We start from the raw sequence: 14,620 nt of genomic DNA, 5'->3' as shown, positions 1-14,620 counted from the left end.
CCGAATCGAGCTAATGCGTGGTCGCGTCCGTTGCCTCGGCCACCGAGAGCTGCCGGTTGCGGCGACCCCGCAGCAGGGCGTCGGTGGTGAACACCGCCAGCGCCGTCCAGATCAGGGCGAATCCGGCCCAGCGCGACGCGGGCATGGGTTCGTGCATGACCGCCACTCCCCAGGCCATCTGCAGGGCCGGGGTGAGGTATTGCAGGATGCCCATGGTCGAGAGCGGGACCCGCTTGGCCGCCACTGCGAACAGCAGCAGCGGCAGCAGGGTGACCGGCCCGGTGGCGAGCATGAGACCGAAATGGGCGGGGCTGGAGGTCATTTCACTACGGCCGGTGGCCATCAAGACGATCAGGAACGCCAGCGCGAACGGCACGGCCACTATGCCTTCGGCCGCGATGCCGGGGAGCGCGTCGAGCCGGATCACCTTCTTCACCAGTCCGTAGGTGGCGAACGAGCCGGCCAGGATCAACGCGATCACCGGCGGCCTGCCGTAATCGACGGTCAACACCACCACCGCCAGCGCACCCAACCCCAGCGCCACCCACTGCGCCCTGGTGAGCCGCTCCCGGAACAGCAACACCCCGATGGCGACGGTGACCAGCGGATTGATGAAGTAGCCGAGCGCGCATTCCACGATGTGCCCGGTGGTGACGCCGAAGACGTACACACCCCAGTTCAGCGACAACGCCGCCGAGGCGGCGGCAGCCATTCGCCAGGTCCTGGCGTCGATCCCACCCAGGCTGCCCAGCCGCCCGGTCAGCGTGAGCACGAGCAAGACCACCACCAGCGTCCAGACGATCCGCTGCGCCACCACTTCGACCGGCGAGGCGAACGACAGCAGCCCGAAGAAGGCGGCGAACGAACCCCAGATGAGGTAGGCCCCCGCACCGAAAACGACACCGGGCGGGGATGAGCTGCGCTGCATTCATCCCATGATACGACCGGCTAATCTTTCGAGCATGTCCCTATCCGTGCAGGAACCCGCGGCCGCCGGGCTCACCACAGCACAGGTCGATGAGCGCCGCCGCGACGGGCGCACCAACGACGTCCCGGCCAGGGCGAGTCGTTCGGTCGGCGAGATCGTCCGCGCGAATGTCCTCACCCGCATCAATGCCATTCTCGGCGTGCTGTTCCTGCTGGTGCTCTCGACCGGCTCGATCATCGACGGCATGTTCGGTCTGCTCATCGTGGCCAACAGCGCGGTCGGCATCATCCAGGAGGTCAGGGCCAAGCGAACCCTGGACGAGCTGGCGATCGTCAGCCAGGCCAAGCCGACGGTGCGCCGCGACGGCGTCGCCGAGCAGATCGCGCCCGGCGAGGTGGTCCTCGATGATCTGATCGAGCTCGGCCCCGGCGACCAGATCGTGGTCGACGGCGAGGTCGAAGAGGCCGCCGCGCTCGAGATCGACGAGTCGCTGCTGACCGGTGAGGCCGACCCGATCGACAAGGGCGTCGGCGCGCCGGTGATGTCGGGCAGCTTCGTGGTGTCGGGTTCGGGCGCGTACCGCGCGACCAAGGTCGGCAAGGACGCCTACGCCGCGAAACTGGCCGAGGAAGCCAGCAAGTTCACGCTGGTGCACTCCGAATTGCGTTCGGGCATCGACAAGATCCTGAAATTCATCACCTACCTGCTCATCCCGGCCGGTCTGCTCAGCATCTACAACCAGCTGGTCTCCAGCGGGGAATCGTGGCGTCCCGCCGTGACCGGGATGGTGGCCGCGCTGGTGCCGATGGTCCCCGAGGGCCTGGTGCTGATGACCTCGATCGCCTTCGCGGTCGGTGTGGTTCGCCTGGGTCAACGTCAGTGCCTGGTGCAGGAACTGCCCGCGATCGAGGGCCTGGCCCGCGTCGACGTGGTGTGCGCCGACAAGACCGGCACCCTCACCGAGAACGGCATGCGCCTGGCGCAGGTCGAACCGCTCGGCGCGTTCGACGAGGCGCAGGTGCAGGCCGCGCTGGCGGCGCTCGCGAGCGACGACCCGCGCCCCAATGCCAGTGTTCAGGCCATCGCCGAAGCGCTGCCCGACTCGCCCGGCTGGTCGCAGACCGCCATCGCGCCGTTCTCCTCGGCCAAGAAGTGGAGCGGCATTTCCTATGGCGCCCACGGTGATTGGCTGCTCGGCGCCGCCGACGTGCTGCTCGATCCCGCCTCCGCCGATGCCGCCCACGCCGAACAGCTCGGCTCGTCGGGTCTGCGGGTGCTGCTGCTGGCACGGAGCGACCGTCCGGTCGACGCTGACGACGCGCCGGGCCGGGTCGAGCCCGCCGCGCTGGTGGTGCTCGAGCAGAAGGTGCGTCCCGATGCCAAGGAAACCCTGGAATACTTTGCGAGCCAGCAGGTCTCGATCAAGGTGATCTCCGGCGACAATGCCGTGTCCGTCGGTGCGGTCGCCTCCTCGCTCGACCTGCCCGGTGGTGACCACGCCGTCGACGCGCGCACCCTGCCCGACGATCCGGCCGCCCTCGCCGACGTCCTCGATCACGAAACCACCTTCGGCCGTGTCCGGCCCGACCAGAAGCGCGCCATGGTCGGCGCCTTGCAGTCGCGCGGGCACACCGTCGCCATGACCGGTGACGGTGTCAACGACGTGCTGGCGCTCAAGGATGCCGATATCGGTGTGGCGATGGGCGCCGGTAGCCCGGCGACCCGCGCGGTGGCGCAGATCGTGTTGCTGGACAACAAGTTCGCGACCCTGCCGTATGTGGTGGGGGAGGGGCGCCGGGTGATCGGCAATATCGAACGCGTCTCGAACCTGTTCCTCACCAAGACCGTGTACTCGGTGCTGCTGGCGTTCCTCGTCGGTATCGCCGGCGTCGGTTCGCAGATCTTCGGCTACGACCCCATCGGCTATCCGTTCCTGCCACGCCACGTCACCATCGCGGCCTGGTTCACCATCGGCATCCCCGCGTTCGTGCTCTCGCTGGCGCCCAACAACGAGCGTGCCCGCACCGGCTTCGTCGGCCGGGTGATGCGCCTGGCCGTGCCGTCGGGTGTGGTGATCGGCGTCGCGACGTTCGTGTCCTACCTCATCGCCTACGCCGGACCGGAAGCCTCGGAAACGCAGAAGGTGCAGGCGGGCACCACCGCGCTGATCACGCTGATCATGATCGCGGTGTGGGTGCTCGTGCTGGTCGCGCGGCCGTATGTGTGGTGGAAGGTGGTGCTGATCGCGGTATCGGTGCTGGCCTACATCGCGCTGTTCACGATCCCGTTCACCCGCGAGTTCTTCAAACTCGACCCGTCCAACCCGCGCCTGACACTGGCCGCGGTGGTGTGCGGTGTGATCGGCATCGTGCTGGTCGAGTTGGCGTGGTGGGTGCAGGCGCGGCGCTCCGGCGGCGCGGGCAAGTTCTTTCCCCCGGTCGGTGCGCAGGGAGCGTGAGGAATCACTGACCCGACCGTAATCATTTCGAGAACCCTTGTGCGGGACCGGCATTCGGTGTTGGAGTACCTTTGCCGGTTATGGAGGTAACCCTGTCGGATCGTCTCGGGACCACCCGGTGACCCCCGACGAACTCGACGACCTGTTTTCCGACCTCATCGTGCAGCTCGACCGGCTCGATGCCGGTGCGCTCGAATTGATGGCAGGTGCCTACGACCAAGCCGGCGACGTGGACCGGGCACGCGCGCTGTGGGGACTGGCCGATACGCGCCGCGCCACCGATCGGCCGTAGGCGGCTCCCGCATCGGCGAATACCGTCGCGATGCAAGGGCCGTCGTCGACTGGGCCGCAGTGCTACTCGGTCGGAACCGGGCCGTCGTCGGGGTTCGGGGTGACGGTGTCGGTGCTGCCCGGCAGTAACGGGCTCACCGCGAACCGGCCCGCGACGGCGTCGGCAGGCAGTGCCTGCACCGCCCTGACGCCGGATTGTGTTGCGAGGTCACGTAATTGGGGGAGCGTGCCGCGCACGACGATGCCGGCCGTGCACGCGCAGCCTGCCCGCAGGCGGGTCTCGGTGAGATGGGCGATCTCGGCGCTGCGCTGATCGCGGAACTGCTGTGCCGCCACCAAGCCCGCGGCCGCGTCGCCGGAGTTCACCGCAGGCTCGTCGCCGCCAGGAGTGGCGACCGTGATCACCGGTGTCTGCACCCGCTCGACGGGCACGTGCTGGATCACCCCGGAAACCCGCAACCCATCGGCCACGGCCGGAATCTGTTGGGGCGTCAGGTATTCGGCGAACGACACCAGCGCCCAGTGCGGGTCGGTGCCGGCACCGACGAGGGAGGCCCGCGCGTCGCCGAGGTATTGCTGAACCTGTTCGCCGGGTGCGGGCCCCAGCCGATCGGTCGCCACCGCCGACGTGGGCGCCGGTTCGCGGTAGGCGACAACCAGCAGGATCACCGCGCCGATGGCCGCGATCGCGTAGAAGGCGGCATTGCGCCGGGAGAATCGGCCATCGGCGTCGTCGGCCTGCGATCCCGGCTCCGCGGGCATGTTCCCGAGTGTCTCCGAGGATGCGCTCGCGCTGTCGTCCATCGATGCTCCCGCCTGCTCGGCGGGCGGTTCCCCGCGGTCGTCCGGCGCCGTATCCGGCGCCGGTTCGGACGACCGCGGGTCGTCAGGCATTGCGTAATACGTCCAAGGCGCCCGCCAGATCGTCGGGGTACTCGCTGGTGATCTCCAGCCAGCGACCGTCGGCGGGATGATGGAAGCCGAGCTGACGTGCGTGCAGCCACTGCCGTTCCAGGCCGAGGCGTTTGGCCAGCGTCGGGTCGGCGCCGTAGGTGAGGTCACCCGCGCAGGGATGGCGCACCGCGGAGAAGTGCACCCGGATCTGGTGCGTGCGGCCGGTCTCGAGGTGGACGTCGAGCAGGCTGGCCGCCTGGAACGCCTCGATGGTGTCGTAATGGGTGACGCTCGGCCTGCCGTCACCGGTCACCGCGAACTTCCAGGCATTGCCCCGCGCACGCCCGATCGGCGCGTCGATGGTGCCGCTGCTCGGATCCGGGTGTCCCTGCACGAGTGCATGGTATTGCTTGTCGACCGTGCGTTCCTTGAAGGCGCGCTTGAGCATCGTGTAAGCGTGTTCGGATTGTGCCACCACCATCACACCGGAGGTGCCGACGTCGAGCCGGTGCACGATGCCCTGGCGTTCGTGCGCGCCCGAAGTGGAGATGCGATAACCCATCGCCGCCAGGCCGCCGACCACGGTCGGGCCGGTCCAGCCGACACCGGAGTGCGCGGCGACGCCGATCGGCTTGTCGACGGCGACGATGTCGTCGTCGGCGTAGAGGATGTTCATCCCGTCGACCGGGGCGGCCTCGACCGTCAGTTCGCGCTTGGGTTCGGGGAAGATCACTTCCAGCCACGCGCCCGCGGTGAGCCGGTCGGACTTACCCGCGGCGACCCCGTCGATCTGCACCGAACCGTCTTCGGTCAGCGCCACGACCGTGGTCCGCGAGAGGCCGAGCAGGCGGGCGAGTCCCGCGTCCACCCGCATCCCGTCGAGTCCATCGGGGACGGGCATGGTTCTGGTTTCTCTCATACGGTCTCCTCGGTGTGTTTGCGACCGCTGCGGGTGCCGTCCGGTTCGAAACCGAACACGGTGAGCGCGACCAGCAGGATCGCCCCGCACACGATGGCCGAGTCGGCGACGTTGAAGACCGGCCACCAGCCGATGGCGACGAAGTCGACCACATGGCCCTGCAGCGGGCCTGGGTATCGGAAGAGCCGGTCGACCAGATTGCCCAGCGCCCCGCCGAGCACCATGCCGAGGCCGATGGCCCACCACAGCGAACGCAGGGTGCGCCCGATCCGGATCACCCCGATCACCACCGCGGCGGCGATCAGGGTCAGCAGCCAGGTCATGCCGGTCGCCATCGAGAACGCCGCGCCCGGGTTGCGCACCAGAGTGAACCGCGCGAAATCGCCGATGATCGGTACCGATTCGCCCGGGTCGATCAGGGCGACCGCGAGGCACTTGGTCAGCAGGTCGAGCCCGAACAGGACGACGGCGATGATCAGCAACATCGGCAAACGGCGGCGACCAGCGGGTTTCGCCGTCTCGGCCGCCTCGGATGCGGCAGCGGCCGCCGGTGCCGCTGAGTCGTCGCCGGTCTCGGGGACAGCAGCGTTGTCGGTTGGCCGGTCTTCACTCACGCGTCCATCATTCCTTAGTGGTGATCTGGCCTTCGCCGCGGTGCCGGGGAGTCCCAGGTGTTACTCAGGAAGCGGTCGTACCCTGATGGCTGTGACGGTGTTGTCTAGATCTCGCTTACCCCGCATCGCGCGCCCCGGGGTGTTACTGGTGGCGCTCGTGCTCGGGTTCGCGACCTTCGGTGCCGGGTGTGCCGACCGCTCGGCTCCTGCCGCGGAGGTCGATGGCCTCGAGCCGCTCGGCATCGGCAAGGAAGTCACCGTGCCGATCTCGGCCGCGGTCACCACGATGATCTCGCCCGGCGAAGAGCCGCGCGATCTGCTGCGGCCGCGCTATGCCGCGGGCACCACCCAGGAAGTGACGCTGCGCACCGACTATCAGATCCAGCAGCAGGTCAACGATCAGCCTGTCCGCGACTTCTCGCCCGCCGCGCTGACCATCCCGATGATCGCGCGCGCCGGCACCGATGGCGTCGACCTCACCGTCGGCGCGGTCACCACCCCCGACCCCGCGCTGAACAAGGCGTTCACTTCCGCCGACGGGTCACACGCCGGTTTGGGGATGAGCGACCTCGGTGCGATCACCGAGCTGCGCATGGCCCCGTCACCGGACACCCCGAATACGGCGCGGGCCGCGCTCGAGCAGGCCTTCTACCAGGCTGTGTATCAGTCGATCGCGTTCCCGGACCAGCCCGTCGGGGTCGGTGCGGTGTGGACGGTGCATCAGAAGATCACCGGTGGGGTCACCCTGGACCAGATCACCACGGCCACGCTCACCAGCCGGGAGGGCGACCGGCTCACCATCGATCTGCAGGTGAATCAGACGCCCACCGACAATGTGTGGGAGTTGCCCAACGACGCCGGTGAGCTCGACATCGACGGATACGTCATGGAAGGCGTCGGCTCGATCACCATCGATCTCGGTATGCCGCTGCCGGTTTCGGGTTCCATCGAGATCGGTGGACAGCAGACCTATCGGGACGCGCGCAGCGTGAGCACATTGGTGCAGACGCAGTCGACACGCGTTACCTGGACGGAATGATGCGGGGACGTTCGCTGCGCGTCGGCGCGGCTGTCTCGGCATGCGCCGGATTGGCCGCGATCGCGGGCTGTGGGTCCGACGACACGGTGGACTCGCCGGGATCGGGTCCGTTCTCCGCCGCGGTCACGGCCGCACCCGGAACCGGTGCCGTTGTTCGCGATGCGGCGCAGTTATCGGCCGGTCTGCTCGCCGCGACGGATCTGCCCGGTGCTTTCGCGGTGGTGCCGCCGCGCGGTGAGTCCGACGAGCTCGCGGTACCGCCCGCGGCGCTGACGAATCCGCCGGACTGTGGGCGTCTACTCTTGCCGATCGCGCAGCAGTGGCCGGGGTCGGCCGCCGCCGCGTCGGTGCAGTTCGCCGGGCCCAGCTTCGCCACCATCGATATCGATGCCGCGAGCTATCCGGACGCGGCGCTGGCCCCGGCCTTCGACGCGCTCCAGGCTCAGCCTCGGCGCTGCACCAGCTACTCGGGTGACGACGCCGGGGTGCGGATCGAGTATCGAACGAGCGCGCTCGCTCAGCCGCCTGCCGGCGATGCCGGCTCGGCGTTCACCGTGACCGCCACCAGCGAAGGACTCACGCTCACGTCGGCGACGTCGCTTGTGCAGGTAGGGAACACGCTGGTTCAGGTTGTTGTCACCGCGCCGGAAGTCGTCGACCCCGGCGTACTCTCCGATCTCACCGCGGCTCAGGTACGCAAACTCCGCGGCTGAAACCCGGTACGGCTGAAACCCGGTACGGCTGAAACCGGTGCGGATTCACGCCGCGACGGCGAGTTTCCCGCCGAGGTGGCCGAGATACCCACGGACGTCGTCGGCACTCTTATCAGGAAGACCGAAGACCACCTCGGTGACGCCGAGGTCGGCCCAGCGGGCGAGCTGCTCGGCATCGTGACGACCGGCCAGCGCGATCACCCTCGGGGTGCCCTCGCGGCCCGCGTCCTTCCAGACCCGGTGCAGGAGTTCGACTTTGGCGCCCAGGTCACCTTCGGTCGGGGTGGTGATCCAACCGTCCGCATTGGCCGCCAGCCAACCGAACGATTTCTCGGTACCGCCCGCTCCGAGCAACACCGGAACCCCGGCCCGCACCGGCTTCGGCCAGGACCAGCTCGGTCCGAAATTCACGAAGTCACCGGCGAATTCGGCTTCCTCCTGCGACCACAGTGCCCGCATCGCGTCGAGGTTCTCGCGCAACACCGTGCGTCGCTTGTTCGCGGGAACGCCGTGGTGGGCGAGTTCATCGGTGTTCCAACCGAATCCGACACCCAGCTCCACCCGCCCACCGGACAGGTGATCGAGGGAGGCGATGGTCTTGGCGAGGGTGATCGGGTGGTGCTCGGCGGGCAACGCCACCGCCGTCGACAGAGTGATCCGCTCGGTCACCGCGGCGGCGGTGGCCAGCGCGACCCACGGGTCGAGGGTGCGCAGGTACCGGTCGTCGGGCAGCGAGGAGTCCCCGGTCTGCGGATGGGCCGCGGCCCGCACCACCGGAATATGGGTGTGCTCGGGGACGTAGAACGCGTCGAATCCCGCGTCCTCGGCGGCCTTCGCCGCATCGGCGGGCGTGATGCCCCGGTCACTGGTGAACAACACAACCCCGTACCGCACGTCCAGGCCCTCCGACTTCGACAGCAAAACTGAAACAAGTTCTATAAGCTGAAACAAGTTCTACCAGTCTTGCGGCCCGACCGGAAGGCCACAGCTGCGATGACCTTTCCCCGGCCATGCCTGGGGAATAGGCTGGGGTTCGTCCTAGCATCACTTTCGACACGGAGGTATCCGATGTCTGATGTTTCACCCTTCCCTGACGGTTATCCGCGGATCTGTCCCGGGCTGGCGTGCGCGGGAGCGGCCGCGGCGATCGACTTCTACACCGCGATCTTCGGCGCGACCGTGCGCATGAAGATGGACGGCCCCGGTGGTTCCATCGTCCACAGTGAACTGCTCGTCGGCGACTCGGTGCTGATGGTCGGCGACCCGGTCCCCGAGATCGGCTTCATCGACCCGAAGGCCGTCGGCGGTTCCCCGGTGAACCTGATGGTCTACGTCGCCGACGCCGACGCCGCCTTCGCCGCGGCGCTCACCGCGGGCGCCACCGCGACCACCCCCATGACCGACCAGTTCTACGGCGACCGCAGCGGCGCCTTCGAAGACCCGTGGGGCCACCGCTGGACCGTGGCCACCCACATCGAAGACGTCAGCCCCGAAGAAATGGAACGCCGCATGTCCGAAATGATGGACGCCGCAGGCTGATCGCATCGCCACACCCGCACCGGCGGCGAGGCCGCGGTGCGGGTGTGGCCTGCCTTCGGTTTACCCGGGAACGATCGAATCTCCCTCGACGCGAACAGGTTTGGCGGGTAGCGGCGCGGTTGCGGGACCACCGCGCACCGCCCCGTCGAGCCCGAATCTGCTCCCGTGACAGGGGCAGTTGATGGTGCCGTTCGCCACGGTGGCGACCTTGCATCCGGCGTGGGTGCAAGTCGATGAGAGCCCGACGAAATTGCCCGCGGCCGGCTGGGTGACAACGGTGTCGCCGACGATCACCCCGCCGCCCACCGGCACATCCGCCGCCTTGATCAGCGCGCGGGCGGGTTTCCCGAGTCCGGGTGCCCCGACGGGTGCCACGTCGTTCTTCTCGTAGGTACCGCACGCGGTCAGCGTCCCCGCGGCGGCCAGTACACCCGCGCCCACGACGACGGCGCGGCGGTTCAGCGAGAAATCGTTGATGGTCATCGGTGGTTCTCCGATTCAGTTGATGAGGCCGCCCGGTCCGCGACGCACGCCGACCGGCTCCTTCCCTGTCAACGGCCCACACCCCCTCCCGGTTCGACCGAATCCGATGTCGGGCGAGTCCCTTATTAAAGGTTGTCTGATAAACTTTAATAAGGAGGTGTGAGTTGGCCGAGTTACTGTCCTGTCGTTGGGAGAGTTCCCTTGATCGTGGCGGGCTGTCCCGTCGGGACCGAAGCGCCGGTTCTTTTGATGCCTACCTACCGGATCCGCTGATGGGCAGGGCATTCACCTTCGATGGCGCAACGGCCGCCGATGTCGCGGATGCCGAGATCGCCATTGCCCGGCTCGATCGGGACGCGACGGCGTTGTCCGATACCGAGGTGCTGTCGCGACTGCTGCTGCGCGCCGAGGCTGTCGCCTCCTCTCGCATCGAAGGCCTCGAAATCGGCGCACGACGGTTGCTGCGCGCCGAGGCCGCGGCGTCCTTCGACGGAGTGTCCACGGACGTCACCGCGGTGGAAGTGCTGGCGAACATCGACGCGATGGCACTGGGCGTACGTTCGGTGTCGCGCGGTCAGGAAATCGCCGCTGAGGTGCTGACCGACGTGCATCGGCGGTTGATGCTTGGCACGCACCTCGCCTCTCACGGCGGCAGGTACCGGGATCAGCAGAACTGGATCGGTGGCAGTTCCTACAACCCGCGTTCGGCGGCGTATGTGCCACCGCCGCCGCGCTTCGTCGCGGAGTTGATGGCGGACCTGATCGCGTTCGTCAACACCGACGACCTGCCCGCGGTCGCGCAGGCAGCGATCGCCCACGCCCAGTTCGAAACGATCCACCCCTTCGTCGACGGCAATGGGCGTGCGGGACGTGTTCTGATCCACCTCGTGCTCCGTCGCCGAGGACTCTCCGAGCGGGTGATCGCGCCGGTTTCGCTCGTCTTGGCCACGGCGACCCGCAGCTACATCGATGGCCTCACCGCGTTCCGTCACCTCGGTCCACCCGATACCGCCGCGGCTACGGAAGGCGCCAATGCCTGGATCGGCAGGTTCGCCGCGGCGTGTACACAGGCAGTCGTCGACGCCACAGTATTCGAGGCGAGAACCGCCGCCTTGTTGACGCGATGGCGCGCGCGAGTCGCGCCATTACGAGCGGATTCAGCTGCCGCCCTATTGCTTCCGCATCTCGTCGGCGCGCCGAGCATCACCGTCGCCACCGCCGCGGCCCTTGTCGAACGCAGCTTTCCCGCCGCCAACACCGCGATCGAGCGGCTCATCGACGCCGGAATCCTGCGGCAATCGACGGTCGGACGCCGCAACCGTGCCTTCGAAGCTCCCGAAGTTTTCGAAGCGTTCGGCGCCCTCGAACGGTGTTTGGCCAATCCTGCGGGCGAGACACGTTCGCCGCAGCGTCCGGTGCCTCGCGGCTAGACCGAGCACGCTCGCGAAGATCGTGATCTACCGCGTCGGCGAGCTGACCCTACACTTCTACACGACCGCCTGAATGAGCCTCGTAGTCCCCACATTCTGCTGCCTGTCAACCGGTGGGTTCCCCCACGATCTCGTGCATGCATCACCTCTCCTAACGCTGCGGCGGTGACGGGCTCACCGTCTGAACCTCGCAGATTGACCTGCCGGTTCGGCCAACCATCGTCATCGAGTTCGACGAGGAGCCAGATGCCCTCGTCCGCGTAGTTGTCGCGAATCCACCGAATCCGGCGAGTATTTCGGCTTGGTATTCACCGAGGCAACGTACTGCGATGCCGCATATCGCGCCGATGGAACCGACCATGGTCTCCGGCGGGGGCCCGTTATCATTCCCCCGATGCCGCTCTCACCTGATGACGAGATCATGACCAGAGCCGAGTTCGCGGCGTGCGTCGGCGACCTTCGAATCAACCTGCTCGAACATCGCGATCGGTGGAACAACCTCACCCTCGAGTCGTTCTTGGAGGCGTTGGGTGCATGGGTGGACGACTCGAATGGCTGGTACCAGAACCACGGAAAAGAGTTGCCCCGCAACGGTGACTGGACCTTCTTCGCTCGCGCTCTGAACGCGGCGGCGATTTACGAATAGCGCGGTGTTCAGCGTTCCGGGCTTACCCAACGCACCCGCAGGCCGCGCGTTCGCGAAGGTTCGCTCATGCCGAATCGAGGACCACCGCGACAGTGGGCCTGGCGTCCGTCGTACTCGTCTAGATGTTCTCATCGAGCAGCGTGGCGACCAGAGTACCGCCGAGAAGTCCGGCGGCGGTCGCCATCGTCCAGGCTTTGTTCGTCAGTGTCGGCGGTAATTCGCTGCGGTTGCGTGCGATTGCCGTGAGTTCGACAGCTTCGACCGCGGTGCCGATCAGGAACCAATGGCGTATGGGCCTGCCGGTCGCCAGTGCCCAGAGCGTGCCGACACCGAGAACGGCGTCGCGCACTGCGAAGGCCGGTCGCAGCACCGTTGCCGAGCCGTTCTCGGTCGCGCCGACCCAGGTGTCCGCGACGGCAGGTCTTGCGAGGATGCTGATTCCGATCGCGGTTCGGGTTGCCGCGTGCGACCACGCGGTGGCCCGGACCAGCGGCTGTACTCGCTGTCGAAGGTTTCGGTTGCTGTTGATCGTTACTCCTCATGCGGCAGTATCTACTACTACTACTACTACTTGTAGTATAGATACGGACCCATTGTCACGACCCGTGATCGAGGATCGAATGGAATGGTCGTCCTTGTGGTTCGCACTCTCATGCCGCGACGCGCGCGATCCCGAGGGCTGCGGCACCAGCCGATGAACGCACTCAACTGCCGAATATTGGATGTGTAGCCGGTGTGATTGTCGTGCTTCTCCTCCGGCGTACGACGCGCGGCTGACCTCGACAACGGGAATGGTTCGCATCGGTGCCCGTCACCACGGCACTGTTCCGGCGTCGTCGAAGAATCCGCCGGTCGGTCCGTCGTCGGGCAGGGTCGCGAGGTGAATCGCGATCGCCGCCCCCTGTTGTGGTGTGCGGACGCCTCGGAAGCCGTTGAGGTCGGTGGCGGTGAAACCGGGGCAGCCGGAGTTGATCAGGATGTCGGTGTCGCTCAGTTCCTTGACGTAGTGGATGGTGACGGCGTTGAGGAAGGTCTTCGATGCCGAGTACGCCACTGGAACCGGGCCCATGTCGATGCCGGGCGTGGTCTGCACGGCGAGCGAGCCCACGCTGCTGGACATGTTGACGATTCGCGGTGACGCCGAGCGGCGCAGCATCGGCAGCATCATGTTGGTGACCCGGATGACGCCGATCACGTTGGTTTCCACGACAGCTCGCACGGTCGCGGGTTCGACCGTGGTGGGTGTCTGTGGCATACCGCCGGTGATCGCGGCGTTGTTGACCAGGACGTCGAGCCCTCCGGCATGGTCGGCGATCAGGTCGGCCGCGGCGGCGACGCTCGCGTCGTCGTTCACGTCCAGTGGCACGCCGAACGCATCGGTTCCGGCCGCGCGCAGCTTCTCCACCGCGGTCTCGCGGCGTTGTCGATCCCTCGCGCCCACACCGATTCGCCAGCCGAGGGCGCCAAGGCCCGCCGCTATCTCGTATCCGATGCCCTTGTTCGCGCCGGTCACCAGCGCGATAGTCCGTTCACTCATGCCGTTGATCATGTTGCGAACTCGGGTGGGGCGTCCAAGACCGATTGGGTGGGCGGCGATACCGCACGGGTATTGGTGGTGGTGAGCGCCGGATACGATGGCATGGTGGAGACGCGGGAGTTGCGATACTTCGTCGCCGTCGCCGAGGAGTTGCACTTCGGGCGGGCGGCACAACGGCTCGCGATGGCGCAACCACCGCTGTCGCGGGCGATCCAGCAGCTGGAACGGCGGCTCGGAGTCGTTCTGCTGCACCGTAATTCCCGCGCGATCATATTGACCGAGGCCGGGTCGGTGCTGTTGCGGGAGGCTCGGCTCGCTCTCGAAGCGGTCGAAGCCGCGCAGCGCCGCACCCGCCGCGCCGCTGCCGACCGTCCCGGTGTGGTGCTGGCCGCCAAGGCCGGGGCGTCCAGCGAGCTGTTGTCGAAGCTGCTGAACGCCTACGCCGCCGATCCCTGCGCTGTCGCAGTCGAGGTGGTGCTGTGCGGGCCCGGCGAACCGGAAAGCCTGCTCCGCGACGGACGTGCCGACGTTGCTCTGCTCCACCGGCCCTACGACACGACGGCCGGATTCGACACCGAGGATCTGCACACCGAACAGCAGATCGTGGTCCTGCCCGCAGGGCACCCACTCGCCAACCGACCGCATCTGTCGATGGCCGAGGTCAATGCCATAACGGACCTGCCCCTGCCGCGCTGGCCTCGACCGGATGGAAGTTATCCGGACGGCCCCGGCCCACAGGTTCGCGACCATACCCAGTTGACCCAGCTGATCACGCTCGGACGGGCCTGCGCGGTCATGCCGGAGTCGCTCCGAGCCCAGCTCCGCGACGATCACGCCATCGTGCGCGTGCCCGACGCACCGGCCGTGACGACCGTCATCGCCTGGCCACCACACAGCAGATCCAAAGCCGTCGCCGACCTCGTCCGTACGGCGATTCGCCCCTAGCCGTCAACATCCGCGAATGCCGCATTTCGCGCGGTCGCGAACGTCCGCATCTGCCGATGAGCGGACACTCCCGAGACGGTCCGAATCACACCGAAGCAGCGGAACTACTTGCCGAAGGGGCGGCATATGGTCGAGCAGGCGACGGCGTGACCTGCCCCGCCGATTCGGTCCGGCCTGCGACAAG

Annotated in this window: 16 protein-coding genes; 8 read left to right on the top strand and 8 right to left on the bottom strand. The window is 67.4% G+C overall.

The window, feature by feature from the left end:
* Nucleotides 1-10 precede the first annotated feature (10 nt).
* On the bottom strand, nucleotides 11-928 hold the full coding sequence (gene rarD / locus ACFWO8_RS29550) for an EamA family transporter RarD (protein ID WP_378969634.1): 918 nt from the start codon (nucleotides 926-928) through the stop codon (nucleotides 11-13).
* A 34-nt stretch (nucleotides 929-962) separates the two neighbouring features.
* Here rarD and ACFWO8_RS29545 point away from each other — a divergent pair, with 34 nt between their 5' ends.
* Together ACFWO8_RS29545 and ACFWO8_RS29540 are read left to right on the top strand one after the other, a co-directional pair.
* Nucleotides 963-3,386 (top strand): HAD-IC family P-type ATPase, encoded by a 2,424-nt coding sequence (locus ACFWO8_RS29545; RefSeq protein ID WP_378969627.1) that lies wholly within the window; start codon nucleotides 963-965, stop codon nucleotides 3,384-3,386.
* Nucleotides 3,387-3,504: 118 nt separating this feature from the next.
* Nucleotides 3,505-3,678: a hypothetical protein gene (locus ACFWO8_RS29540; RefSeq protein WP_378969620.1), complete on the top strand. Its 174-nt coding sequence runs from the start codon at nucleotides 3,505-3,507 to the stop codon at nucleotides 3,676-3,678.
* A gap of 62 nt (nucleotides 3,679-3,740) precedes the next feature.
* Here the strand turns inward: ACFWO8_RS29540 and ACFWO8_RS29535 are convergent, their stop codons facing one another.
* The 3 genes from ACFWO8_RS29535 to lspA form a co-directional block, all read right to left on the bottom strand.
* The gene (locus ACFWO8_RS29535; protein ID WP_378969615.1) at nucleotides 3,741-4,439 is read right to left on the bottom strand and encodes a hypothetical protein; all 699 of its coding nucleotides are present in this window, start codon (nucleotides 4,437-4,439) and stop codon (nucleotides 3,741-3,743) included.
* A gap of 124 nt (nucleotides 4,440-4,563) precedes the next feature.
* Nucleotides 4,564-5,490 carry an RluA family pseudouridine synthase gene (locus tag ACFWO8_RS29530; RefSeq protein ID WP_378969611.1) on the bottom strand — a complete coding sequence of 309 codons (927 nt, stop codon included), beginning with the start codon at nucleotides 5,488-5,490 and terminating at the stop codon, nucleotides 4,564-4,566.
* Nucleotides 5,487-6,104, bottom strand: a complete 618-nt coding sequence (lspA, locus tag ACFWO8_RS29525; protein ID WP_378969606.1) for a signal peptidase II — start codon at nucleotides 6,102-6,104, stop codon at nucleotides 5,487-5,489. The genes ACFWO8_RS29530 and lspA overlap by 4 nt, the downstream gene beginning before the upstream one ends.
* 148 nt (nucleotides 6,105-6,252) lie before the next feature.
* Between lspA and ACFWO8_RS29520 the strand changes: the two genes are divergently transcribed.
* Nucleotides 6,253-7,143: a hypothetical protein gene (locus ACFWO8_RS29520; RefSeq protein WP_378969597.1), complete on the top strand. Its 891-nt coding sequence runs from the start codon at nucleotides 6,253-6,255 to the stop codon at nucleotides 7,141-7,143.
* Entirely contained in the window at nucleotides 7,140-7,856 is a 717-nt protein-coding gene (locus tag ACFWO8_RS29515) for a hypothetical protein (protein WP_378969590.1), read from the top strand. Before ACFWO8_RS29520 ends, ACFWO8_RS29515 begins: the two co-directional genes overlap by 4 nt.
* A 45-nt stretch (nucleotides 7,857-7,901) precedes the next feature.
* On the opposite strand, the gene ACFWO8_RS29510 is transcribed toward ACFWO8_RS29515, so the two are convergent.
* Nucleotides 7,902-8,750 carry a TIGR03619 family F420-dependent LLM class oxidoreductase gene (locus tag ACFWO8_RS29510; RefSeq protein WP_378969584.1) on the bottom strand — a complete coding sequence of 283 codons (849 nt, stop codon included), beginning with the start codon at nucleotides 8,748-8,750 and terminating at the stop codon, nucleotides 7,902-7,904.
* 174 nt (nucleotides 8,751-8,924) lie between these two features.
* On the opposite strand from ACFWO8_RS29510, the gene ACFWO8_RS29505 reads away from it, so the two are divergent.
* The gene (locus tag ACFWO8_RS29505; RefSeq protein WP_378969577.1) at nucleotides 8,925-9,395 is read left to right on the top strand and encodes a VOC family protein; all 471 of its coding nucleotides are present in this window, start codon (nucleotides 8,925-8,927) and stop codon (nucleotides 9,393-9,395) included.
* A gap of 60 nt (nucleotides 9,396-9,455) precedes the next feature.
* Here the strand turns inward: ACFWO8_RS29505 and ACFWO8_RS29500 are convergent, their stop codons facing one another.
* Complete coding sequence (locus tag ACFWO8_RS29500; RefSeq protein WP_378969574.1) at nucleotides 9,456-9,878, bottom strand: ubiquinol-cytochrome c reductase iron-sulfur subunit; 423 nt, start codon at nucleotides 9,876-9,878, stop codon at nucleotides 9,456-9,458.
* A 272-nt stretch (nucleotides 9,879-10,150) separates the two neighbouring features.
* On the opposite strand from ACFWO8_RS29500, the gene ACFWO8_RS29495 reads away from it, so the two are divergent.
* Together ACFWO8_RS29495 and ACFWO8_RS29490 are read left to right on the top strand one after the other, a co-directional pair.
* Nucleotides 10,151-11,308 (top strand): Fic family protein, encoded by a 1,158-nt coding sequence (locus ACFWO8_RS29495; RefSeq protein WP_378969569.1) that lies wholly within the window; start codon nucleotides 10,151-10,153, stop codon nucleotides 11,306-11,308.
* Between the two features lie 394 nt (nucleotides 11,309-11,702).
* Nucleotides 11,703-11,954: a hypothetical protein gene (locus tag ACFWO8_RS29490; protein WP_378969564.1), complete on the top strand. Its 252-nt coding sequence runs from the start codon at nucleotides 11,703-11,705 to the stop codon at nucleotides 11,952-11,954.
* Nucleotides 11,955-12,072: 118 nt separating this feature from the next.
* On the opposite strand, the gene ACFWO8_RS29485 is transcribed toward ACFWO8_RS29490, so the two are convergent.
* Nucleotides 12,073-12,324, bottom strand: a complete 252-nt coding sequence (locus tag ACFWO8_RS29485) for a hypothetical protein (RefSeq protein ID WP_378969561.1) — start codon at nucleotides 12,322-12,324, stop codon at nucleotides 12,073-12,075.
* A 441-nt stretch (nucleotides 12,325-12,765) separates the two neighbouring features.
* Nucleotides 12,766-13,491, bottom strand: coding sequence for an SDR family NAD(P)-dependent oxidoreductase (locus ACFWO8_RS29480; protein ID WP_378969558.1), 726 nt, complete (start codon nucleotides 13,489-13,491; stop codon nucleotides 12,766-12,768).
* An 81-nt stretch (nucleotides 13,492-13,572) separates the two neighbouring features.
* Between ACFWO8_RS29480 and ACFWO8_RS29475 the strand changes: the two genes are divergently transcribed.
* Nucleotides 13,573-14,436, top strand: coding sequence for a LysR family transcriptional regulator (locus ACFWO8_RS29475; protein ID WP_378969551.1), 864 nt, complete (start codon nucleotides 13,573-13,575; stop codon nucleotides 14,434-14,436).
* The last annotated feature ends 184 nt before the right edge of the window (nucleotides 14,437-14,620 follow it).

This window comes from Nocardia sp. NPDC058480, assembly GCF_042720495.1.
In the GTDB taxonomy this organism is placed as follows: Bacteria; Actinomycetota; Actinomycetes; order Mycobacteriales; family Mycobacteriaceae; genus Nocardia.
The sequence above is the reverse complement of the archived record's forward strand: the minus strand, read 5'-3'. Positions and strand labels throughout refer to the sequence as shown.

What these genes read in the sequence shown, in the direction of transcription:
- rarD (WP_378969634.1), bottom strand. Translation starts at nt 928, where the DNA reads ATGCAGCGCAGCTCATCCCCGCCCGGTGTCGTTTTCGGTGCGGGGGCC.
- ACFWO8_RS29545 (WP_378969627.1), top strand. Translation starts at nt 963, where the DNA reads ATGTCCCTATCCGTGCAGGAACCCGCGGCCGCCGGGCTCACCACAGCA.
- ACFWO8_RS29535 (WP_378969615.1), bottom strand. Translation starts at nt 4,439, where the DNA reads ATGCCCGCGGAGCCGGGATCGCAGGCCGACGACGCCGATGGCCGATTC.
- ACFWO8_RS29530 (WP_378969611.1), bottom strand. Translation starts at nt 5,490, where the DNA reads ATGAGAGAAACCAGAACCATGCCCGTCCCCGATGGACTCGACGGGATG.
- ACFWO8_RS29515 (WP_378969590.1), top strand. Translation starts at nt 7,140, where the DNA reads ATGATGCGGGGACGTTCGCTGCGCGTCGGCGCGGCTGTCTCGGCATGC.
- ACFWO8_RS29505 (WP_378969577.1), top strand. Translation starts at nt 8,925, where the DNA reads ATGTCTGATGTTTCACCCTTCCCTGACGGTTATCCGCGGATCTGTCCC.
- ACFWO8_RS29500 (WP_378969574.1), bottom strand. Translation starts at nt 9,878, where the DNA reads ATGACCATCAACGATTTCTCGCTGAACCGCCGCGCCGTCGTCGTGGGC.
- ACFWO8_RS29495 (WP_378969569.1), top strand. Translation starts at nt 10,151, where the DNA reads ATGGGCAGGGCATTCACCTTCGATGGCGCAACGGCCGCCGATGTCGCG.
- ACFWO8_RS29490 (WP_378969564.1), top strand. Translation starts at nt 11,703, where the DNA reads ATGCCGCTCTCACCTGATGACGAGATCATGACCAGAGCCGAGTTCGCG.
- ACFWO8_RS29480 (WP_378969558.1), bottom strand. Translation starts at nt 13,491, where the DNA reads ATGAGTGAACGGACTATCGCGCTGGTGACCGGCGCGAACAAGGGCATC.